The organism is Variovorax sp. 22077, from assembly GCF_052044195.1.
Lineage (GTDB): Bacteria > Pseudomonadota > Gammaproteobacteria > Burkholderiales > Burkholderiaceae_C > Variovorax > Variovorax atrisoli.
The window spans coordinates 373,679-391,273 of record NZ_JBQEQC010000003.1; the positions used below are offsets into that span (position 1 = coordinate 373,679).

The 17,595-nt window shown below is 69.7% G+C and carries 16 protein-coding genes; 5 read left to right on the forward strand and 11 right to left on the reverse strand.

The features are described 5' to 3' along the window. Positions 1 to 28: 28 nt before the first annotated feature. The 5 genes from ACTJLF_RS06290 to glyQ are packed head-to-tail and all read right to left on the reverse strand — an operon-like array spanning position 29 to position 5,496. Entirely contained in the window at positions 29 to 1,003 is a 975-nt protein-coding gene (locus ACTJLF_RS06290; RefSeq protein WP_440882697.1) for a M48 family metallopeptidase, read from the reverse strand. A gap of 44 nt (positions 1,004 to 1,047) precedes the next feature. Continuing rightward, positions 1,048 to 1,821, reverse strand: a complete 774-nt coding sequence (locus ACTJLF_RS06295) for a lysophospholipid acyltransferase family protein (RefSeq protein WP_019658500.1) — start codon at positions 1,819 to 1,821, stop codon at positions 1,048 to 1,050. After that, on the reverse strand, positions 1,821 to 2,414 hold the full coding sequence (gene gmhB, locus ACTJLF_RS06300; protein ID WP_019658499.1) for a D-glycero-beta-D-manno-heptose 1,7-bisphosphate 7-phosphatase: 594 nt from the start codon (positions 2,412 to 2,414) through the stop codon (positions 1,821 to 1,823). The genes ACTJLF_RS06295 and gmhB overlap by 1 nt, the downstream gene beginning before the upstream one ends. 25 nt (positions 2,415 to 2,439) lie before the next feature. Further along, positions 2,440 to 4,572 (reverse strand): glycine--tRNA ligase subunit beta, encoded by a 2,133-nt coding sequence (gene glyS, locus ACTJLF_RS06305; RefSeq protein WP_440882698.1) that lies wholly within the window; start codon positions 4,570 to 4,572, stop codon positions 2,440 to 2,442. A gap of 15 nt (positions 4,573 to 4,587) precedes the next feature. Further along, positions 4,588 to 5,496 carry a glycine--tRNA ligase subunit alpha gene (gene glyQ, locus ACTJLF_RS06310; protein WP_126186199.1) on the reverse strand — a complete coding sequence of 303 codons (909 nt, stop codon included), beginning with the start codon at positions 5,494 to 5,496 and terminating at the stop codon, positions 4,588 to 4,590. Positions 5,497 to 5,726: 230 nt separating this feature from the next. Here glyQ and ACTJLF_RS06315 point away from each other — a divergent pair, with 230 nt between their 5' ends. Genes ACTJLF_RS06315 through ACTJLF_RS06325 form a run of 3 tightly spaced genes read left to right on the forward strand, consistent with a single transcriptional unit; the run spans position 5,727 to position 8,387 of the window. Further along, on the forward strand, positions 5,727 to 6,713 hold the full coding sequence (locus ACTJLF_RS06315) for a diacylglycerol/lipid kinase family protein (RefSeq protein WP_440882699.1): 987 nt from the start codon (positions 5,727 to 5,729) through the stop codon (positions 6,711 to 6,713). Beyond that, on the forward strand, positions 6,710 to 7,531 hold the full coding sequence (locus ACTJLF_RS06320; protein WP_126186182.1) for a metallophosphoesterase family protein: 822 nt from the start codon (positions 6,710 to 6,712) through the stop codon (positions 7,529 to 7,531). The genes ACTJLF_RS06315 and ACTJLF_RS06320 overlap by 4 nt, the downstream gene beginning before the upstream one ends. Positions 7,532 to 7,541: 10 nt before the next feature. Then, complete coding sequence (locus ACTJLF_RS06325) at positions 7,542 to 8,387, forward strand: phosphatase PAP2 family protein (protein WP_020723440.1); 846 nt, start codon at positions 7,542 to 7,544, stop codon at positions 8,385 to 8,387. A 29-nt stretch (positions 8,388 to 8,416) separates the two neighbouring features. Here ACTJLF_RS06325 and ACTJLF_RS06330 read toward each other — a convergent pair whose 3' ends face one another. Further along, positions 8,417 to 9,487 carry an asparaginase gene (locus ACTJLF_RS06330; protein WP_019658493.1) on the reverse strand — a complete coding sequence of 357 codons (1,071 nt, stop codon included), beginning with the start codon at positions 9,485 to 9,487 and terminating at the stop codon, positions 8,417 to 8,419. 333 nt (positions 9,488 to 9,820) lie between these two features. Here ACTJLF_RS06330 and ACTJLF_RS06335 point away from each other — a divergent pair, with 333 nt between their 5' ends. Both ACTJLF_RS06335 and ACTJLF_RS06340 read left to right on the forward strand, forming a co-directional pair. Then, positions 9,821 to 10,498, forward strand: a complete 678-nt coding sequence (locus tag ACTJLF_RS06335; protein WP_019658492.1) for a TetR family transcriptional regulator C-terminal domain-containing protein — start codon at positions 9,821 to 9,823, stop codon at positions 10,496 to 10,498. A 181-nt stretch (positions 10,499 to 10,679) separates the two neighbouring features. Then, positions 10,680 to 12,293, forward strand: coding sequence for a carboxypeptidase regulatory-like domain-containing protein (locus tag ACTJLF_RS06340; RefSeq protein WP_440882700.1), 1,614 nt, complete (start codon positions 10,680 to 10,682; stop codon positions 12,291 to 12,293). A 40-nt stretch (positions 12,294 to 12,333) separates the two neighbouring features. Here the strand turns inward: ACTJLF_RS06340 and ACTJLF_RS06345 are convergent, their stop codons facing one another. The 5 genes from ACTJLF_RS06345 to ACTJLF_RS06365 all read right to left on the reverse strand — a co-directional run bounded on the left by ACTJLF_RS06345 (position 12,334) and on the right by ACTJLF_RS06365 (position 17,581). Then, positions 12,334 to 12,648, reverse strand: a complete 315-nt coding sequence (locus ACTJLF_RS06345) for a hypothetical protein (RefSeq protein WP_145761364.1) — start codon at positions 12,646 to 12,648, stop codon at positions 12,334 to 12,336. Between the two features lie 148 nt (positions 12,649 to 12,796). After that, positions 12,797 to 13,273 carry a hypothetical protein gene (locus ACTJLF_RS06350; protein WP_440882701.1) on the reverse strand — a complete coding sequence of 159 codons (477 nt, stop codon included), beginning with the start codon at positions 13,271 to 13,273 and terminating at the stop codon, positions 12,797 to 12,799. Positions 13,274 to 13,459: 186 nt separating this feature from the next. After that, on the reverse strand, positions 13,460 to 14,491 hold the full coding sequence (locus ACTJLF_RS06355) for a Csu type fimbrial protein (RefSeq protein WP_440882702.1): 1,032 nt from the start codon (positions 14,489 to 14,491) through the stop codon (positions 13,460 to 13,462). Further along, a complete protein-coding gene (locus ACTJLF_RS06360; RefSeq protein ID WP_019658487.1) occupies positions 14,488 to 16,899 on the reverse strand; it encodes a fimbria/pilus outer membrane usher protein in 2,412 nt (803 codons plus the stop codon). Before ACTJLF_RS06360 ends, ACTJLF_RS06355 begins: the two co-directional genes overlap by 4 nt. Beyond that, on the reverse strand, positions 16,850 to 17,581 hold the full coding sequence (locus ACTJLF_RS06365) for a fimbrial biogenesis chaperone (RefSeq protein ID WP_132753350.1): 732 nt from the start codon (positions 17,579 to 17,581) through the stop codon (positions 16,850 to 16,852). The genes ACTJLF_RS06360 and ACTJLF_RS06365 overlap by 50 nt, the downstream gene beginning before the upstream one ends. Positions 17,582 to 17,595 lie beyond the last annotated feature (14 nt).

The following is a 17,595-nucleotide window of genomic DNA, read 5'->3' on the forward strand; positions in this document are numbered from 1 at the left end:
CCGAGGCAGGGGAGCCCCGGCCTCAGCCTCAGTTCCAGCGCGGAACCGCCTCGTCCTTGAGCTGCTTGCGCAGCGCGTCGTAGTCGGGCAGCACGCTCTCCACCGTTTCCCAGAAGCGGTGCGAGTGGTCCATCACCCGCAGGTGGGCCAGCTCGTGCGCGACGACGTAGTCGATCACCGGCAGCCGGAAGTGGATCAGCCGCCAGTTGAGCCGGATCGACCCGTCGGCGCTGGCGCTGCCCCAGCGCGTGGCGGCATTGGAGAGCGACAGCTTCTGCCACTGCACGCCCAGCAGCGGCGCGAAATGGTCCAGCCGCTCGATGAAGAGCTTGCGCGCCTGGCGCATCAACCAGGCCTGCGCAGCGTCGCGTATCTGCGAGGGCTCGGCGTTCTGCGAGACGGCCAGCCGCAGGACGCGCGGCGCGCCTTCATCGGTGGCCGCATCCAGCGTGCCGCCCACGCTGGCGAAGCCGTGCTTCGGATCGAGCCGCATCACCACCGGCTCACCCAGGAACGGAAAGGCCGCGCCGTCCTTCCATTCGATGCGCGTGGCTTCCACCCGCGCGAGGCGCTGGCGCGTCTCGTTGAGCTTGCGCAGGATCCAGTCCGACTTCTCGTGGATGGCCGCATCGACGTCGCGCAGCGCCACCCAGCGCGGCGCGCGAACCGACAGCCCCTCCGCGCCCACCAGGAAGCCGATGGTCTTGCGCTTGCCGCGCTTGAACTCGTAGGCCACGCGAGCCGAGCCCAGCACCACTTCACGCGTGGCCTGGGGATGCGCGAAGGTCGCGAGCGTCAGCGTGTCGGCCAGGGGCACCGCGGGCGGCGCACTCGGGTCGACGGGCTCAGGGGGCAGGACGGCCGCGTCGGGCAGCACCGAGGGCGGAACCGCCGGCTTGGGCTTCCTGGTCCGGCGCGGACGTGCCGGCGCAGGCGCCGGGGGCGCGAACTCGCTCCCCAGCCCTTCGAACAGGTCCATCGTGAACCGGAGCAGTCCCCCCATGGCGGGCTTCCTGGCGTCTGTGCTTCTCTTGCGGCGGCCCGGGCTCAGCTCACCGCTTCCTGCCGCGCGGGCTGGGGCGGGCTGTTCACGTAGGCCTCGGGGTCGAGGCGGCGCATCTCGGCCTCGATCCATTCCTCGACCTCGCGCATCAGCTCGTCGGGCTTGCGGCCCACGCTGGAAATGGCCGGCCCGATGGACACGTCGACCACGCCCGGACGCTTGATGAAGGCCTTGCGCGGCCACACCTTGGCCGAGGTCACGGCGATGGGAATCACCGGCACGCCGGTCTCGCAGGCCAGCCGCGTGCCGCCGCTCTTGTAGGTGCCCTTCTGCCCGCGCGGGATGCGCGTGCCCTCGGGGAACATGATGATCCAGATGCCCTGCGCGAGCAGCTTGCGGCCCTGGTTCACCACCTTGTTGAAGGCCTGCGCGCGCTGGCTGCGGTCGATGTGGATCATGTCCAGCCGCGCCATCGCCCAGCCGAAGAAGGGGATGTAGAGCAGCTCCTTCTTGAACACGTAGGCCAGCGGATGCGGCATCAGCGTGGGCATCAGGAAGGTCTCGAGCGTGGACTGGTGCTTCACCAGCAGGACCGCGCCGGCGAGCTTGTCGGTCGGCAGGTTCTCCATGCCGCTCACGCGCGTCCTGATGCCCAGCAGCACGCGCGCGCCGCCGATGGCCCAGCCGAGCCAGCGCACGGCCATCCAGTAGAGCGGCACGCCGCGCTTCCAGAGCGAGCTGACGCACATGATGATGCCCCAGGGCACCACGGTGACGAGCATCCACAGTGCGTGGAGAACGGAACGGAACAACGCCATCAGACAGCCACCTGCATTGCATCCCGCGCTTCGCGCGCGAGCAGAAAATCGACAAAGGCGGCGAGGTCGTCGTGGACCATCGTGTTCGCCGGGTATTCGGGAGGAAGCGGATCGACGCCGCGGCAGGCCGCGCCCATGCCCGTGAGCAGCAGGTGCGGCTCGCAGCCGGCGGCCGCGCCGGCCTGCAGGTCGCGCAGGCTGTCGCCGCACGTGGGCACGCCCTGGAGATCGATGCCGTAGCGGTCGCCGATCTGCAGGAACAGGCCCGGCTTGGGCTTGCGGCAGTCGCAGTTCTCGTCGGGACTGTGCGGGCAGTAGAACACCGCATCGACCTTGCCGCCCACGGCCGCGAGCATCTTGTGCATCTTGGCGTGCATCGCATTGAGCGAGGCCATGTCGAACAGCCCGCGGCCCAGGCCCGACTGGTTCGACGCGATCACCACGTGCCACCCCGCATGGTTGAGCCGCGCGACGGCCTCCAGCGCACCGGGCAGCGGCGTCCACTCGATGTCGCTCTTCACGAAGTCTTCGCGGTGCACGTTGATCGTGCCGTTGCGGTCGAGGATGACGAGTTTCATGGCGGTGCCGCCCATGGTGGTGTTGCCGGACGAAGAATGCTCAGACGGCCAGCCGCTCTAGCTGCGCCACGCGGTTCATCGCGGCGTGCAGCGACATCAGCAGGCCCAGGCGGTTCAGGCGCAGGTCGGCCTGCTCGGCGTTGACCATCACCCCGTCGAAGAAGGCGTCGACCGGCTCGCGCAGCGCGGCCAGCGTCTGCAGCGAAGCGGTGTAGTCGCCGGCTTCGAACTGCGCATTGGCGGCGGGCACGACCTGTGCCATGGCCGCGTGCAGCGCCTTCTCGGCGGGCTCCTGCAGCAGCAGTTCGCTGACGTGCGCGTCGGCCTCGGGGGCCTTCTTGAGGATGTTGCCGATGCGCTTGTTGGCGGCGGCCAGTGCGGCTGCGGCCGGCAGGGCGGCGAAGGCGCGCACGGCGGCCAGCAGCTTGGGCACCTCGCCCAGGCGTTGCGGGCGCGGGGCCAGCACGGCCTCGACTTCCTGCGCGCTGGCGCCCTGCTCGCGCAGGCTGCCGGCAAGGCGGTCGAGGATGAAATCCTGCAGCTCGCCGGTGGCGCGGCTGCTCTCGAAGCCGGCGATGCCGCCGAACTGCGCGGCGGTTTCCTGCAGCAGCGAGTCGAGCCCCAGCGGAAGGTCCTTCTCGATCAGCATGCGGATCACGCCCAGCGCATGGCGGCGCAGCGCGAACGGGTCACGGTCGCCGGTGGGCAGGTTGCCGATGCCGAACATGCCGACCAGCGTCTCGAGCTTGTCGGCCAGCGCAACAACGAGGCCCACGCTGTTGCGCGGCAGCTCGTCGCCGGCGAAGCGCGGCTTGTAGTGGTCCTCGATGGCGTCGGCCACCGAAGCGTCGAGGCCGTCGTGCTGGGCGTAGTAGCGGCCCATGATGCCCTGCAGCTCGGGGAACTCGCCGACCATGTCGGTCACGAGGTCGGCCTTGGCCAGCTGGGCGGCCTGCGTGGCGTGCGCCGCGAGGCTCGCACCGCCGAGCTTGTCCGCAATGCCGCGGGCGATGCGCATCACGCGCTCCACGCGCTCGCCCTGCGTGCCCAGCTTGTTGTGATAGACCACCTTGCCCAGCGACTCGACGCGCGAGGCCAGCGACTTCTTGCGGTCCTGGTCGAAGAAGAACTTGGCGTCGGCCAGGCGCGGGCGCACCACGCGCTCGTTGCCGCCGATGACCGCGCTCGCATCGTCGGGGCTGATGTTGCTGACGACGAGGAACCTGTTGGTGAGCCTGCCCGAGGCGTCGAGCAGCGGGAAGTACTTCTGGTTGGCCTTCATCGTGAGGATGAGGCACTCCTGCGGCACTTCGAGGAACTCGCGCTCGAAGCTGCAGACCAGCACGTTCGGGCGCTCGACCAGCGCGGTCACTTCGTCGAGCAGGGCTTCGTCCTGGATCGGGACCGAGCCGCCGCCGACCGTCACCGCGGCCGCTGCGAGCTGGCGCGCGATCTCCGCGCGGCGCGCCTCGAAGCTGGCGATGACGGCGCCGTCTTCCTGCATCTGCAGCGCGTAGCTGTTGGCGTCGCGCAGCACGACCGGATCGACCGCCGCCTCGAAGCGGTGGCCGTGCGTTTCGCGGCCGGCCTTCAGGCCCAGCGCCTCGACCGGCACCACGGCGTCGCCGTGCAGCGCCACGAGGCCGTGCGCGGGGCGCACGAAGCTCACGCTGGTCCAGCCCGGCAGCTCGCAGCCGGTTTCGAGCTGGTAGCTCATGACCTTCGGAATGGGCAGCTTGGCGATCGCCTCGGCCAGCGCCTTCTGCAGGCCCTCGGCCAGCGTGGCGCCCTTGGCGGTGCTTTCGTAGAACAGGGCTTCGGCCTTGCCGTCCATGGCGCGCTTGAGGCCAGGCACGGCGGAGGCGTCGGCGCCGAGCGCGCCCAGGCGCTTGAGCAGCGCGGGCGTGGGCTGGCCCGAGGCGTCGAGGCCCACGGCCACGGGCATGAGCTTCTGCGACACAGCCTTGTCGGCGGCACGGTCGGCCACGTGCGTGATGTGCGCTGCGAGGCGGCGCGGCGAGGCGTAGGAGGTCAGCACAGAGCCGGCCTCGGCCAGGCCCTGGGCCACGAGCTGGTCGCGCAGCACGCCCGCAAAGGCGTCGCCGAGCTTCTTCAATGCCTTCGGCGGCAGCTCTTCGACAAACAGTTCGACCAGGAGGGAGTTCTTGTTCATGGGGGTCGTCATCGCTCAGGCGGCCTTCTTCGGGGGGATCTGCGCGACCCACTCGCGCGGCGCCATCGGGAAGCCCAGGCGCTCGCGGCTGTCGTAGTAGCTCTGCGCGACGCTGCGCGCGAGGTTGCGGATGCGGCCGATGTAGGCGGCGCGCTCGGTCACGCTGATCGCGCCGCGCGCGTCCAGCAGGTTGAAGCTGTGCGCGGCCTTCAGCACCTGCTCGTAGGCAGGCAGCGCGAGCTGGGCGTCCATGAGGTGCTTGGCCTGCTTCTCGTGCGCGTTGAAGGCGGTGAACAGGAACTCGGCGTCGCTGTGCTCGAAGTTGTAGGTCGACTGCTCGACCTCGTTCTGCTTGTAGACATCGCCGTAGCTCAGGCCGTCGGTCCAGGTGAGGTTGTAGACGTTGTCCACGCCCTGCAGGTACATGGCCAGGCGCTCCAGGCCATAGGTGATCTCGCCGGTGATGGGCTTGCAGTCGATGCCGCCGACCTGCTGGAAGTAGGTGAACTGCGTCACCTCCATGCCGTTGAGCCACACCTCCCAGCCCAGGCCCCAGGCGCCGAGCGTGGGGTTCTCCCAGTCGTCTTCGACGAAGCGGATGTCGTTCTTCTTGAGGTCGAAGCCCAGGGCCTCGAGGCTGCCGAGGTAGAGCTCGAGGATGTTCGAGGGCGCCGGCTTCAGCACGACCTGGTACTGGTAGTAGTGCTGCAGGCGGTTGGGGTTCTCACCGTAGCGGCCGTCCTTGGGGCGGCGGCTGGGCTGCACGTAGGCCGCTTTCCAGGGCTCGGGGCCCAGTGCGCGCAGGAAGGTGGCGGTATGGGAAGTGCCCGCGCCGACCTCCATGTCGTACGGTTGCAGCAGCGCGCAGCCCTTGTCGGCCCAGTACGACTGCAATTTGAGAATGATTTGCTGGAAGGTCAACATGAAGCTGGCCGGCAGGGGGCCGGACATTGGACGGTAGCGCGGCGACGTGCCGCGAAAGCGGGCGATTTTACGTTCGGAGGGCAACTCTCCCACAGCGGGGCGGGAAGTTGCCTGCTGGCGGCGCGGGGCGGGAGGTGCGACAACTGCCCACCCGCCGAGCGCGGCGGCACCGCCGCCCGAGCGCGCCCATCCTCCCCTTCCTTCGACCCGTTTTCCCGAGATCCCTGGACATGCCCGTGCCCGAGACGCCCGAGACCTCTTCCGACGCGCCCCTTTTCGTCGTGCTCAACGCCGGCTCCGGCAGCGAGGACGCGGCCGAGGCCCGCCGGGTCATCGAGGAAGGCTGCGCCGCGGCCGGCCGGCGGCTGCGCATCTTCGTGGTCGACGAACCCGGCCGGCTGCAGGCGCTGGCGCGCGAGGCGGTCGAGCGGGCGCGCGCGGCCGGCGGCGTGGTGGCGGCCGCGGGCGGCGACGGCACCATCAACGCGGTGGCGCAGGCCGCGCTGGGCAGCGGCTGCGCCTTCGGCGTGCTGCCACAGGGCACCTTCAACTACTTCAGCCGCACCCACGGCATCCCGCGCGACACCGCGCAGGCGCTGCAGATCCTGCTGACCGAGCGGCCGCGGCCGGTGCAGGTGGGGCTGGTGAACGACCGCGTGTTCCTGGTCAATGCCAGCATGGGCCTGTACGCCGACTTGCTGGAGGAGCGCGAGACCTACAAGTCGCGCTTCGGCCGCAGCCGCTGGATCGCCTTCGGCGCCGGACTGCTGACGATGCTGCGCGGCCACCGGCACTGGAACCTGCGCATGGCCTGGCGCGGCAAGGAGCGCGACATCCGCACGCCGACGCTGTTCGTCGGCAACAACCCGTTGCAGCTGCACCAGGTCGGCATTCCCGAGGCCGACGCGCCCGAGCAAGGACAGCTGGCGGCCATCGTGCTCAAGCCGGTGGGACCGCTGGCGATGCCGGGCCTGCTGGTGCGCGGCGCGCTCGGGCGGCTGGGCGACGCCGACGAGGTGCTGACCTTTCCGTTCGAGTCGCTGACCGTCAAGGCGAGCCGGACATTCGCGCAGCGCGGCCCGCGCCGCGTGAAGGTGGCGACCGACGGCGAGATCGGCTGGGTCGACATGCCGCTGCTGTTCCGCGTGTCGCCCGAGCGGCTGTGGCTGGTGCGGCCGGAGGAGACGGCGCCCGAACTCGAGGCAGCGCGCGAATGAGCTGCCTGCTGCAGATCTCCGACCCCCACTTCGGCACCGAGCAGCCCGAGGTGCTGCAGGCGCTCGAGCGGCTGGCGCATGCGCTGGCGCCCGAGCTGGTGGTGCTCTCGGGCGACATCACCCAGCGCGCGACCGTGGCGCAGTTCGCGGCGGCGCGGGCCTTCGCCGACCGGCTGGGCGCACCGGTGCTGGCCATTCCGGGCAACCACGACATTCCGCTGTTCCAGCTGGCGGCGCGCGTGTTCGCGCCGTATGCGCGCTACCGCCGGGCCTTCGGCGACGATCTCGAGCCGGTGTTCGACTCGCCCCGATGGCTGGTGGCCGCGGTCAACACCACGCGCTGGTACCGGCACGAAGACGGCGCGGTCTCGCCCGCGCAGGTCGAACGCGTGGCGCGGCTGCTCGAGGCGGCCTCGCCTACGCAGCTGCGGGTGGTGGTGACGCACCAGCCGGTGATGGTCACGCGCACGCGCGACCTGGGCAACCGCCTGCACGGGCGCGAGGAAGCCGTGGCGCGCTGGTGCGCGGCGGGGGCCGACATGATCCTGGGCGGACACATCCACCTGCCCTTCGTGCGGCCGCTGCACGACGCCTTCGCGGGCTGCGCGCGCACGGCGTGGGCGATTCAGGCGGGTACTGCCGTGTCGCGGCGGGTGCGCGCGGGACACCCCAACTCGATCAACGTGGTGCGCTCGGACATCGCCGAAGGCCCCCGCGCCTGCCGCGTGGAACGGTGGGACTACGTGGCGCGCGACAAGGCCTTCGGCTGCGCCGAAGTATTCGGCCTTTCCCTTGCCAGCCGGGCAGCGCGGCCTTAGGGTGCGCCGCATGCCGCTCGAAGCCTCCCTTTCTTCCGTCCCTTCCCTCGCGCCTCTTGTCGTTTTCGCCGGAAATCTCGGTGCGCATGCGCTGCCCTGGTTCCTCTCGCTGCTCGCGGCCTCGGTGCTCGGTGCAGGCCTGGCCTGCCACCTGCTGCAGAAGCGCCACTTCAGGCTGCAGGATGCCGAAGAGCCCAGCGAGCCGCGCATCGCGCTCGCCTTCGCCTCGGGCTTCGTGCTGATCCTGCTGGCGTCGAGCCTGTTCGCGTGGATCGCCTCGAACATTGCCGACGGCCATGTGCTCGGCCAGGCTGACCACGCCCTGACCGACGCCATCGCCGCGAACCTGCCGCGGGCCGCGCTGGTGGTGTTCAGCTGGGTCACGCACCTGGGAGACGCGGCCTTCCTCGGGCCGGTGTGCGTGCTGGTGGCCGCCGTGCTGTGGCGGCACCGGCATCGCGGACTGGCGCTGGGCTGGGTGCTCGCGCTGGTCGGCATCGTGCTGCTGAACCCGGCGCTCAAGCAGATCTTCGCGCGGGCCCGCCCGATCCACGACCACGGCCTGGCGCTGGAGACGAGCTACAGCTTCCCGAGCGGCCACAGCGCGGGCGCGATCGTGAGCTACGGGATGCTGCTGTACCTGCTGCTGCGCACCCTGCCGGTGCGCTGGCATGTGCCGGGTGCGATGGCGGCCGCGGGCGCCATCGTCACCATCGCCTGCAGCCGGATCTTCCTGCAGGTGCACTTCGCAAGCGACGTGGTGGCCGGTCTGCTCACCGGCCTGGCCTGGCTGCTCGTGTGCGTGGGCGGCCTGGAATACGCGCGCCACCGCCGGCTGCGGCGCGCGCTGGCCTGAACACCACGAGGCGAGCAGGCCGGGGGAGATCAGTACTCCCAGAAGATGCGCTGCAGTTCCTTGGTGTTGTTCGTCTTGGTCAGGGCGACCATCGCGAGGATGCGCGCCTTCTGCGGGCGCAGGTCGTGCGCCACCACCCAGTCGTACTTGTCGTCGGGCTGCTCGGCGTTGCGGATCACGAAGCCGTCGGGCACGCGGGCGCTGCGGATCACGATCACGCCGTCGGCGCGGGCCTTCTGCAGGTTCGGAACGATGCGGTCAGCCACCGAGCCGTTGCCGGTGCCGCCGTGGATCAGCGCCTTGGCGCCGCTCTTGGCGATGGCGTCGATGGCCACCGAGCTCACGCCTTCGTAGCCCATCGCGATCTCCACCGGCGGCAGCGCGGTGATGCTGTCGATGTCGAACTCCGAGTTCATGGTGTGGCGCTTCACCGGCGCGCGGAACCAGTAGTTGCGGCCCTCGACGATCATGCCCAGCGGGCCCCACTGGCTGGAAAAGGCGTTGGTCTTGATGTTGACGTTCTTGCTCACGTCGCGGCCGGTGTCGATGTTGTCGTTCATCGTCACGAGCACGCCCTTGCCCATCGCGTCCTTGCTGCCGGCCACGTTCACGGCGTTGTACAGGTTGAGCGCGCCGTCGGCCGACAGCGCGGTGCCCGGGCGCATCGAGCCGACCACCACGATCGGCTTGTTGGTGTGCACGGTCAGCGTGAGGAAGTAGGCGGTTTCTTCCAGCGTGTCGGTGCCGTGGGTGATGACGATGCCGTCCACGTCCGACTGCTTCGACAGCGCCGACACGCGCTTGGCCAGCGTCAGCAGGTTGTCGTTGGTCAGGCTTTCCGATGCGACCTGGAACACCTGCTCGCCGCGCACGTTGGCGACCTTGGAGAGCTCGGGCAGCCCGGCGATCAGCTTCTCGACGCCGACCTTGGCGGCCGCGTAGGTGGCGCTGTTGACGGCCGAGGCGCCGGCCCCGGCGATGGTGCCGCCGGTGGCGAGGATCACCACGTTGGGCAGCGCCTGCTGGGCCTGCGCGATCACGCTGGCGGCCAGCAGAGCAGCCCCGGCCGCGAAGGCACGGAAACGGGGAGAAAGGTACATGGAGAACTCCTGTGTTGAGGTGAATCTTTCCAGGGTGAATCGACATTCGTCCTTCCCTGCGGGTTGGCCCGCCTTGCACCCGCCTGCTTTGTCGGTCGGCTTGACCAGAGATGACTCTGGCCTGCGCCGCCCTCCGCGCATCCGGGTGCAAGGCGGACCAACGCGGCCGCGTTTGAATGTCGATTCACCCTGGGGCGGCGAGGAAGATACAGGAACCGTGCCCGCATGCCCTGCCCGATCATGCCGGCATGGCATGCGGTCATGCGCGGGGCACCAGTGGTATTACCATCGACCGCGCGCACGAACGCACCAGGCCGTGCCCCACCCGCCACCATGAACGCCGACCCCGCCGCCCTCCCCGTCTCGACCGCCCAGGAAATGCCCGCGCCCGACGGGCCCCTGTCGCGCGCCAGGCCCGGGCGCGAACGCATCATGGCCGCGATCCGCACCGCGGCCGTCACCGAGTTCAGCCTGCACGGCCTCAAGGGCACCTCGACCCAGGCCATCGCGGCGCGCGCCGGCCTCACCAAGCCCCAGCTGCACTACTACATCGCCGGCAAGGAAGAGCTCTACGAGGAGCTGCTGATGCAGGTGCTGCATGCCTGGAAGGTGGTGTTCTCCTTCGAGGACGCGAGCGACCCGGCCACGGTGCTGGGCGACTACATCCGCAAGAAGCTCGACCACGCCATCGACAGCCCCGAGATCTCGCGCATCTTCACCCGCGAGATCCTCGACGGCGGGCGCAACCTCGACCGCTACTGGCCCAACGCCAGGGCCTGGACGCAGAAGAAGATCGACGTCATCAACGGCTGGATCGCGCGCGGCCAGATGCGCCCGCTCGACGCGCGCTTCCTGCTGATGCACATCTGGGCCATGACGCAGAGCTACGCCGACTACGCGATCCAGACCCGCGTGATGCTCGGCCTGCCGCCCGACGCGCCCTTCGACCGCGAGCCCATAGGGCGCGAGCTGGTGGCCTTCGTGCTGCACGGCTGCGGCATCGAGGCCTGAGCGCCGGCTGCGCGCGCAGCCAATCCTTTCTTCTTAACCCTCTGCGGGTCTTCCTGCGGCCTCCTGCCACGCAGTGACTTTGTGCACTGTGTTCGGCGAGCCCGCGCGCCTACCTTCGCACGCTTCGCTGTCCAGGTTGTCTCATGACGGCGAATCACGAATACACAGGAGAAGAGGGACCATGAAGATCAGATTTTTCCTTGCCGCGATCACGACGGTTGCGGCCCTGGCAGCTTGCGGCGGAGGTGACGGAGGCCCAGGCTTCGTCGCCCTGCCCCCGCCCCAGCAGAACGAGCCGCCGCCACCGCCTCCTCCCCCGCCGCCACCGCCGCAGCAGAGCAACGCGAAGGTCAGCGGCCGCGTGACGAATGCCCTCGACGGCCGGGGGGTCGCGCAGGTCACGGTCACTGCCGCGGGCGTCTCCGCCGTGACGGACGCCGATGGCGGCTACTCGCTGACCGAAATTCCGCCGAATGCGTCGGTGCTGCTGAGCTTCTCGAAGAGCGGCATGGTGCCGCAGAGCCGGGCCACGGCCGCGCTCGCCGGATCGGGTGCATCGACGGTGGTCAACGTGCCGATGCTTCCCGTGGCAGTGACGGAGACCTTCGACGGGCAATCGGCGCACGACGTGGTCGTTCCGGGCTCGACCGCGATGGTTCGCCTGAGCGCCAACTCGCTTCGCCGCCCCGATGGCAGCGCGCCCGGTGGACTGGTGACCGCGCGTGTGACGCCCATCGCACCGGCCAACGACGTCAATGTGATGCCCGGCAACTATCTGGCCGCGGCGGAGGGCGGCAGCGCGCCGATGGAGAGCTTCGGCGCGCTCGACGCCAGCTTCACGGACGCCGACGGCACGCCGCTGAACCTGGGCGCGGGCACCAGCGCGACGGTGCGCATCGCACCGTCCTCACGCAGCGGCACGCTGCCTGCGTCGGTGCCGCTGTTCTTCTACAACACGACCACGGGCCTGTGGGTGCAGGAGGGCTCCGCCACGCTGCAGGGCACGGCGCCCGACCAGTACTACGAAGGCACGGTGACGCACTTCACCACCTGGAACGCCGACCAGATCTACAACACCGTGCGCATCAATGGCTGCGTGCAGGACGCGGCGGGCGCACGGGTCGCAGGTGCGCTGGTGGCGTCCGAAGGCAAGTCGTACACCGGCCTGGCATCGACGCTGACGAATGCAAACGGCGAGTTCTCGGTCGCCGTGAAGCGTTCGAGCTCGGCCTTCGTGGTCGCCACCACCGCGAGCGAGATCTCCAATTCCCCGACGGTCGAAGCCGGGGACCAGGACATCTCGCTGGGCGACTGTCTCCAGCTCACGCGCTCGGCGCTGTCGATCAAGCTGACCTGGGGCGAGCGCCCGCGCGACCTCGATTCGCACACGCTGGGCGCAAACGCTGACGAGCACGTCTACTACAGCAGCAAGGGCAGCCTCGCTGCGGCGCCGTTCATCGCGCTCGACGTGGACGACGTGGACAGCTTCGGCCCCGAAGTCACGACCTTTGCCAAGCTGGCCAAGAACCGCACCTACCGCTTCTATGTCCGCAACTACTCGGGCACCTTCGATCCGGGGCAGACCGGTTCGCCCGCCCGGGTCGAGGTGAGCAACCGCGGCGCACAGACGGTCTTCTCGCCGCCCGCAGGCGAAAGCGGCAGCACGGACTTCTGGCATGTCTTCGACATCCGCACCGACGAAGCCTGCAACGCGTCGGTGGTTCCGGTCCAGCAGTTCCTGGCCGATCCTCCGGCGCCGCTCGAGACCAGCGGCAACGCGCAGTACTGCAACTGACCCGTGCGCCGCGGCGGCGCGGGCAAGCGATGCGCGCCGCCTAGAGACCGTGCACCACCCAAGCACCCGCGGGCACCGCGGGTACGTGCACGGTGTTCTCGCCGGGCCGGGCGAAGCGATGCTCGCGGCCGCCGATGGTGATGGACCTCATGTTGGTCCAGACCAGGTAGTCGATCCCCCCAGCGGTCTGCGTGGCTCGCAGTACCTGGAACACCGGCGGCACGACCACCACAAGGCGCACCCGTGCCGTCGCGGCGCTCGTGCCGGCGCTGCTCTCCGCCGCACACGCCAGCGGCGCGAGCACCATCGCTGCGGCCATGGCGGCGCGCGCCGGTCGAAGCCGATGTCCCTTCATGAAGCCTTTTCCGTTGTCCGTCGCAGGGACGTGAGATGGGGCGCGCAATCGGCGCCCGGTCTCCGGATATCGGCGGGAACGGCAGGAAATTCAGGGTTGGGGAGCAGGGGCGGGGCCGGCGCCTCGCCCAATCGGAGCCCGACCGGTCCTAGTAGGTGACCGTGACCCGCGTCGCGTTGCTACCGTCGCCGGCAGGCGTGCTCGATGCCTGCGGCGACGTGTCGCCCGGGGCCGGCGCCATCGCGCCGACCGCGCGCTGCCAGCCGGCACCGAGGCTCTCTCGGCCGTCGGCTGCTGCGCCGGGCACCATGATGGTCGCCTCTCCGACCTTGTCGAACCGGTATTCGCGGCCCTTGATGGTCACCGACGCCATGTTGGTCCAGACGCGGTACTCGTGCCCGCCTTGGACCGGCCTGATCTCGCGCACCTCGAAGGTCGGAAGGACGCTGATGGAGATGTCGAAGCGGCCCGTGGCTCTCTGGGCGTCGCGCACGGGCTCGGCGGAACTGAGCTGCAGCTGCAAGGGCAACAGCAGGAGCAGCAGCGTGCTCGCGGCCCCCCGCGGGGATGCCGTTCGCGGCGACCGCAGCGCGGCCGCCCTCGCAGTTCGCCAGTTTCCGGGCATGGGAACTCCTCTCGTCGCAACCTGGGGAGGCATCGGGTCGATGCCCAGCCAGGCTTATCGGCAAAGTTGCGGAAAAATGAAGCCTGTCCGGGTCATTCTTCACGCACCGTCCGCATTTCTTTGTCAGAGGGCGTCCCGTCCCATCTCGTCGTCGCGTCGCGTTCGGCCGCAGGGCGCGGCCCGGGCTCAGTAGGTCACGGCGACCGTGACCACGTCCATGTAGCTGTCCGGCCGCACGTTGGTGCTGGCGCCGAGGACGCGGCCGTAGAGCGGCAGCGCCTGGACCAGGCCGCTGCCCGTGCCCGCGAAGGTGTTGGTGCCCGTGACGCTGCCCCAGACGAGCGTGCGGTTGGAGTTGCGGTAGAGCTGGTAGGGCACGGTGTCGGTGTTGCCGGGCACGCCCCCCGTCGGCGTCATCGCCCCGGCCCCGTTGGACACGTTGTTGGACGGCGTGAGCGCCACCGTGTAGCCGGTGGGCGTCGTGCAGGTGACGTAGATTGTGCCGACCTGGTCGACGTTGCCCCCGCCCGGCAGGCCCGAGACGGTGCCGAAGTTCAGCGGATCGGCCGTGACGACGCAGCTCTTCGAGATGGTCGCGCTCACGATGAAGGCGAACTGGTCCGACAGCGTCGAGCCGCCGCAGTTGGTCGGCGGGGCGTTGGTGCTCGAGGTCAGCGTGATCGAGGTATGGATGCCGGAGAAGTTGTCCTGGTAAGAGCCCGGAGGCGCCGTGGACTGGCCCGCGAGCAGTTCCCCGCGCATGGTGGCGGACCCCGAGACGGTGGTGGACCGGGCGGGGATGCTGATGTTGATGGTGTACGGATTGGGCACCGCCGCGTTGCCGTTCGAGCCCCAGATCGTGTTGCTCGTCCCCTGGAAGAGCTGGAACTTCAGGCTGTCTCCGGCGCCGTTCTTCATCACGCGCGGGTTGAAGTTCGTCAGGCCCTCGTTGCCGTCGCCGATGTTGAAGCAGACCCTGGCGTACTCCGTGGTGTTGTTGTTGCCGCTCTTGGTGCAGGTGTAGGTCAGCGTGGCGTTGGCGGGCGTGGCGGTGCCGGCCACCAGGTCGACCGTGCCGAAGGCCACAGCCGTCATCGACGCGGTGCAGTTGATCGATGCGTGGGCGCTGCCGGCCGAGAGCAGCCATAGAAGCGCACAGAGCACGGGCAGGCGCAGGGCCCGCAGGATGCGGTTCGGATGACTCGTCATGGTGGTCATGGTGTCTTGGCCTCCCTGGCGCAGCGCAGCGGCCCGATCTGCGGGATCGCCGCGCCTTCCTTGCGATAGTCGAAGCTGCTGCGGCAGGCGCCGCCTGGCGTCTGCACGTCGAGCGTGTTGTGGGGCTGCAGCGATTCCAGGTACACGGCGCCGTCGAAACCGACCAGCGCCGGCTCGCCGCCCTGGCCGTTGGCGCGCACGCGGCTGCCCAGCGGCAGCGGCTTGCCCGCCTCGTCCACCAGCAGCAGCGCGGCGGCGCTGATCGGCGTGATGCCGAAGCGCACCAGCGTGCCGGCGCGGTCGCTCGGCGTCGCCAGGGTCCGCACGCGCTCGATCCTCACGTCGGGCGGCAGCTGCATCGGGTCGATGGACAGCTGGTTGTTCTGGTAGGAGCGCAGCGGCGCCACCAGCAGCATGCCCCTGTCGTCGGTGGTGCCGATGTCGCGGTTCTCCAGCTTCACGGGCACGCCGGCGATGCCGTCGGTGGAGACCACCGCGAAGCCGTCGTCGATGCGCCGGGACGCGAAGGGCTGGCCGCCCATGAACGCGATCGAGCCGGTGGCGCCGGCGTAGGCGAAGCGGCTTTCGCCGAGCACGCTGATGCCGGCCATGGCGCGGCCGTAGCGCCCGAGGTAGTCGATCTCGGCCTGCCCGCCGTTCTGGCCGCCGCCCTGGCGCAGGCCCGCGCGCCAGCCGATGCCGCCGTCGCCCGGTGCCGAGCTCTGCGCGTCGGCGGTGTAGACGGTCTGGTCGCGGTCGCGCTGGACGCCGACGCTGGCCGTGATGTTGCCGTCCAGCGCCCAGGTGAATCCGACGAAGAGGCTGCGCTCTCGGCGGTTGTCCAGGTTCTGGTTGAGGCTCACGTTCATCGAGGCGCTCTTCCCGATGGCGCGGAACCAGTAGACGCTGGCCAGGCGCGTCGCCTCCTGCGCCGGATAACGCAGGTAGAGATAGCTCAGGCCGAAGCTGCCGAAGTCCTTGGTACTGTAGCCGATCGACGCGCGGCCCGAGCCGCGCGGCGGCGCACTGCCATACAGGGACGCGACGTCGCGGTACTCGCCGCGCGTGCGCGTGCCCTCGACCGCGAAGTTGAACTGGTTGTCGCGCCAGCTGTAGCCCAGGTTGAGCAGCGAGCCCTGCTCGCCGCGATAGCTGCTGTGCGCCACGGCGCCGGTGAACACGCCGCTCTGCCCGAGGAGCCACGCACCGCCGACGCCGCCCTTGACCAGCCCCTTGGTGGTCTCTCCATGGGCCTCCAGCGTGAAGCTGTTGCTCACGCCGTAGCGCCAGGTGCCGGTGGCGGCGGGGTCGCTGCCGTAGTCGTTCGAGCGCAGGCCGTAGCTCCTGCGCACCATGCCGAGGTCGACGGACCAGTCGGACAGGCCCTCCTGCAGCAGGCGCTGGGTGTCGTACAGCGAGAAGTCGAGCGTGGTGGCGCGGCCGAAGGCGTCGGTGAGCACCACCTGCGCGTTGCCTGCGCCGTTGATGCTCGGCACGGTGTTCAGCTGGAAGGGCCCGGCCGGGACCTGGCCGGTGTACTGGCGCAGGCCGTTGATGTAGAGCTCCACCTGCGACGGCAGCGCGGCCGCCCCCAGGAACGCCGGCAGCGGCGTCGTCGTGCGATAGGGCTGCAGCGAGAAGTTGCGCGAGAGCTGGATGCCGCCGATGCGCGTGGAGCGCGACCACGGCAGCGACGCGGTGGTGGTGTCGCCCACGCGCAGCGTGAGCATGTCGTCGGGGAAGGACTGGCTCCAGGTGGTGTCCAGGCGCACCGAGTCGTGCTTCCAGTCCTCGTTGTCGGAGCGGTAGGCGCGCGACATCATCGTGCTGGTGAACACGCTGCTGCCGCTGAAGGCGCGCACTTCGGCGAGCGCGTTGAGGCTGGTGCTGTTGCCCCGGCCCTGCGTGCCGTAGAGGTCGTAGTTCAGCAGCAGGCCGGGCGAGGCGCTGGCCTTGGGCGTGGCGATGGTCGAGGTGTCGACCACTGTCGTGGGCAGGCGCAGCGCCTCGGCGGAAGCGTTGATGGCCAGGCTCTGGCGCGCGGCGTCGAAGGCGATCTTCACGCCGGGAAGGCCGTCGAGCCTCACCGGGTCGGACACGCCCGGCGGCAGGATGAAACCCAGCTGCCGCAGCGTGGAGGCGCTGGCCCAGAGTTCGCGGCCGCGCAGGCCGAAATGCACCAGCCCCTGCGGGTTGCCGTTGAGGCTCAGTTCCAGGTAGAGGTCGCTGCCGCCAGGGCCTGAGATGTCGCCTTCGGCCGCGGATGCGACCAGCCAGGGCCCCTGTTCGGCTGCAGCCTTCTCGGCCTGAGCGCCGAATGACGCCAGACCCGACAGAAGCAGCAGTGGAAGCAGACGCTCAGCGGACGCGTGGAAGTGGCGGGATCTTTTCCTGCGTCGCGTTGCCATTGATCTTCGTTTCCAGGACGCCGCCGGAGGCAAAGGCTTCCGCGGGTGTCTTCAGGGGCCAACGCATGCTCGCGCCCGGCAGCACGTAGCCCATCAGGCCGCCGTGCACCGGGGTGCGCTTGCCGGCGGCATCGACAAAATCCAGATCGGCAAGCTGGGCGTGCATGCCGCCGCCGTTGGCGACTTCCAGCATCGCCTGGCTGCCTTCGCGGCGCAGCGACCAGCTCAGCTGGGGCGCGGCCGACTGTGCGCCGGCGGGCGCGATGAAGATGGGAACCGAGTAGCGCAGCACCAGCTGCAGGCCCTTCTTCTCCTTCATCTCGACGGGCAGCTCGTCGATGATGACCCGGTAGGAATTCTCGACCGCGCCGGGCGGAACGCCCGTGCGGATGACGCGGATCAGTTGCCGCGAGGAAGGCGCCAGCTGCACCATCGGCGGACTCACGAGGAGCTCGCGCGACGGCGTGAGCTTTTCGTTGCCGTCTTCCTGCGACCATTGATAGACCCGCACCTGCGCGTGCACCACGTCGTCGCCGGTGTTGCTGAGCCACAGGCCGTCGGCGTTCTGCGTGGCCTGCAGCGTCAGCGTGACCGGCGAGACCTGCAGCCCGCTGGCCGAAGCGGCCGCGTGCGCCAGCAGGGCGAACGCGAGGGCAAGGGTGTGGCGCAGCAGGCGGTGCACGGTCAGGCGATCGA

Coding starts and splice junctions, on each gene's coding strand:
- ACTJLF_RS06290 (WP_440882697.1), bottom strand. CDS start 1,003: ATGGGGGGACTGCTCCGGTTCACGATGGACCTGTTCGAAGGGCTGGGG.
- ACTJLF_RS06295 (WP_019658500.1), bottom strand. CDS start 1,821: ATGGCGTTGTTCCGTTCCGTTCTCCACGCACTGTGGATGCTCGTCACC.
- gmhB (WP_019658499.1), bottom strand. CDS start 2,414: ATGGGCGGCACCGCCATGAAACTCGTCATCCTCGACCGCAACGGCACG.
- glyS (WP_440882698.1), bottom strand. CDS start 4,572: ATGAACAAGAACTCCCTCCTGGTCGAACTGTTTGTCGAAGAGCTGCCG.
- glyQ (WP_126186199.1), bottom strand. CDS start 5,496: ATGTTGACCTTCCAGCAAATCATTCTCAAATTGCAGTCGTACTGGGCC.
- ACTJLF_RS06315 (WP_440882699.1), top strand. CDS start 5,727: ATGCCCGTGCCCGAGACGCCCGAGACCTCTTCCGACGCGCCCCTTTTC.
- ACTJLF_RS06320 (WP_126186182.1), top strand. CDS start 6,710: ATGAGCTGCCTGCTGCAGATCTCCGACCCCCACTTCGGCACCGAGCAG.
- ACTJLF_RS06325 (WP_020723440.1), top strand. CDS start 7,542: ATGCCGCTCGAAGCCTCCCTTTCTTCCGTCCCTTCCCTCGCGCCTCTT.
- ACTJLF_RS06330 (WP_019658493.1), bottom strand. CDS start 9,487: ATGTACCTTTCTCCCCGTTTCCGTGCCTTCGCGGCCGGGGCTGCTCTG.
- ACTJLF_RS06335 (WP_019658492.1), top strand. CDS start 9,821: ATGAACGCCGACCCCGCCGCCCTCCCCGTCTCGACCGCCCAGGAAATG.
- ACTJLF_RS06340 (WP_440882700.1), top strand. CDS start 10,680: ATGAAGATCAGATTTTTCCTTGCCGCGATCACGACGGTTGCGGCCCTG.
- ACTJLF_RS06345 (WP_145761364.1), bottom strand. CDS start 12,648: ATGAAGGGACATCGGCTTCGACCGGCGCGCGCCGCCATGGCCGCAGCG.
- ACTJLF_RS06350 (WP_440882701.1), bottom strand. CDS start 13,273: ATGCCCGGAAACTGGCGAACTGCGAGGGCGGCCGCGCTGCGGTCGCCG.
- ACTJLF_RS06355 (WP_440882702.1), bottom strand. CDS start 14,491: ATGACCACCATGACGAGTCATCCGAACCGCATCCTGCGGGCCCTGCGC.
- ACTJLF_RS06360 (WP_019658487.1), bottom strand. CDS start 16,899: ATGGCAACGCGACGCAGGAAAAGATCCCGCCACTTCCACGCGTCCGCT.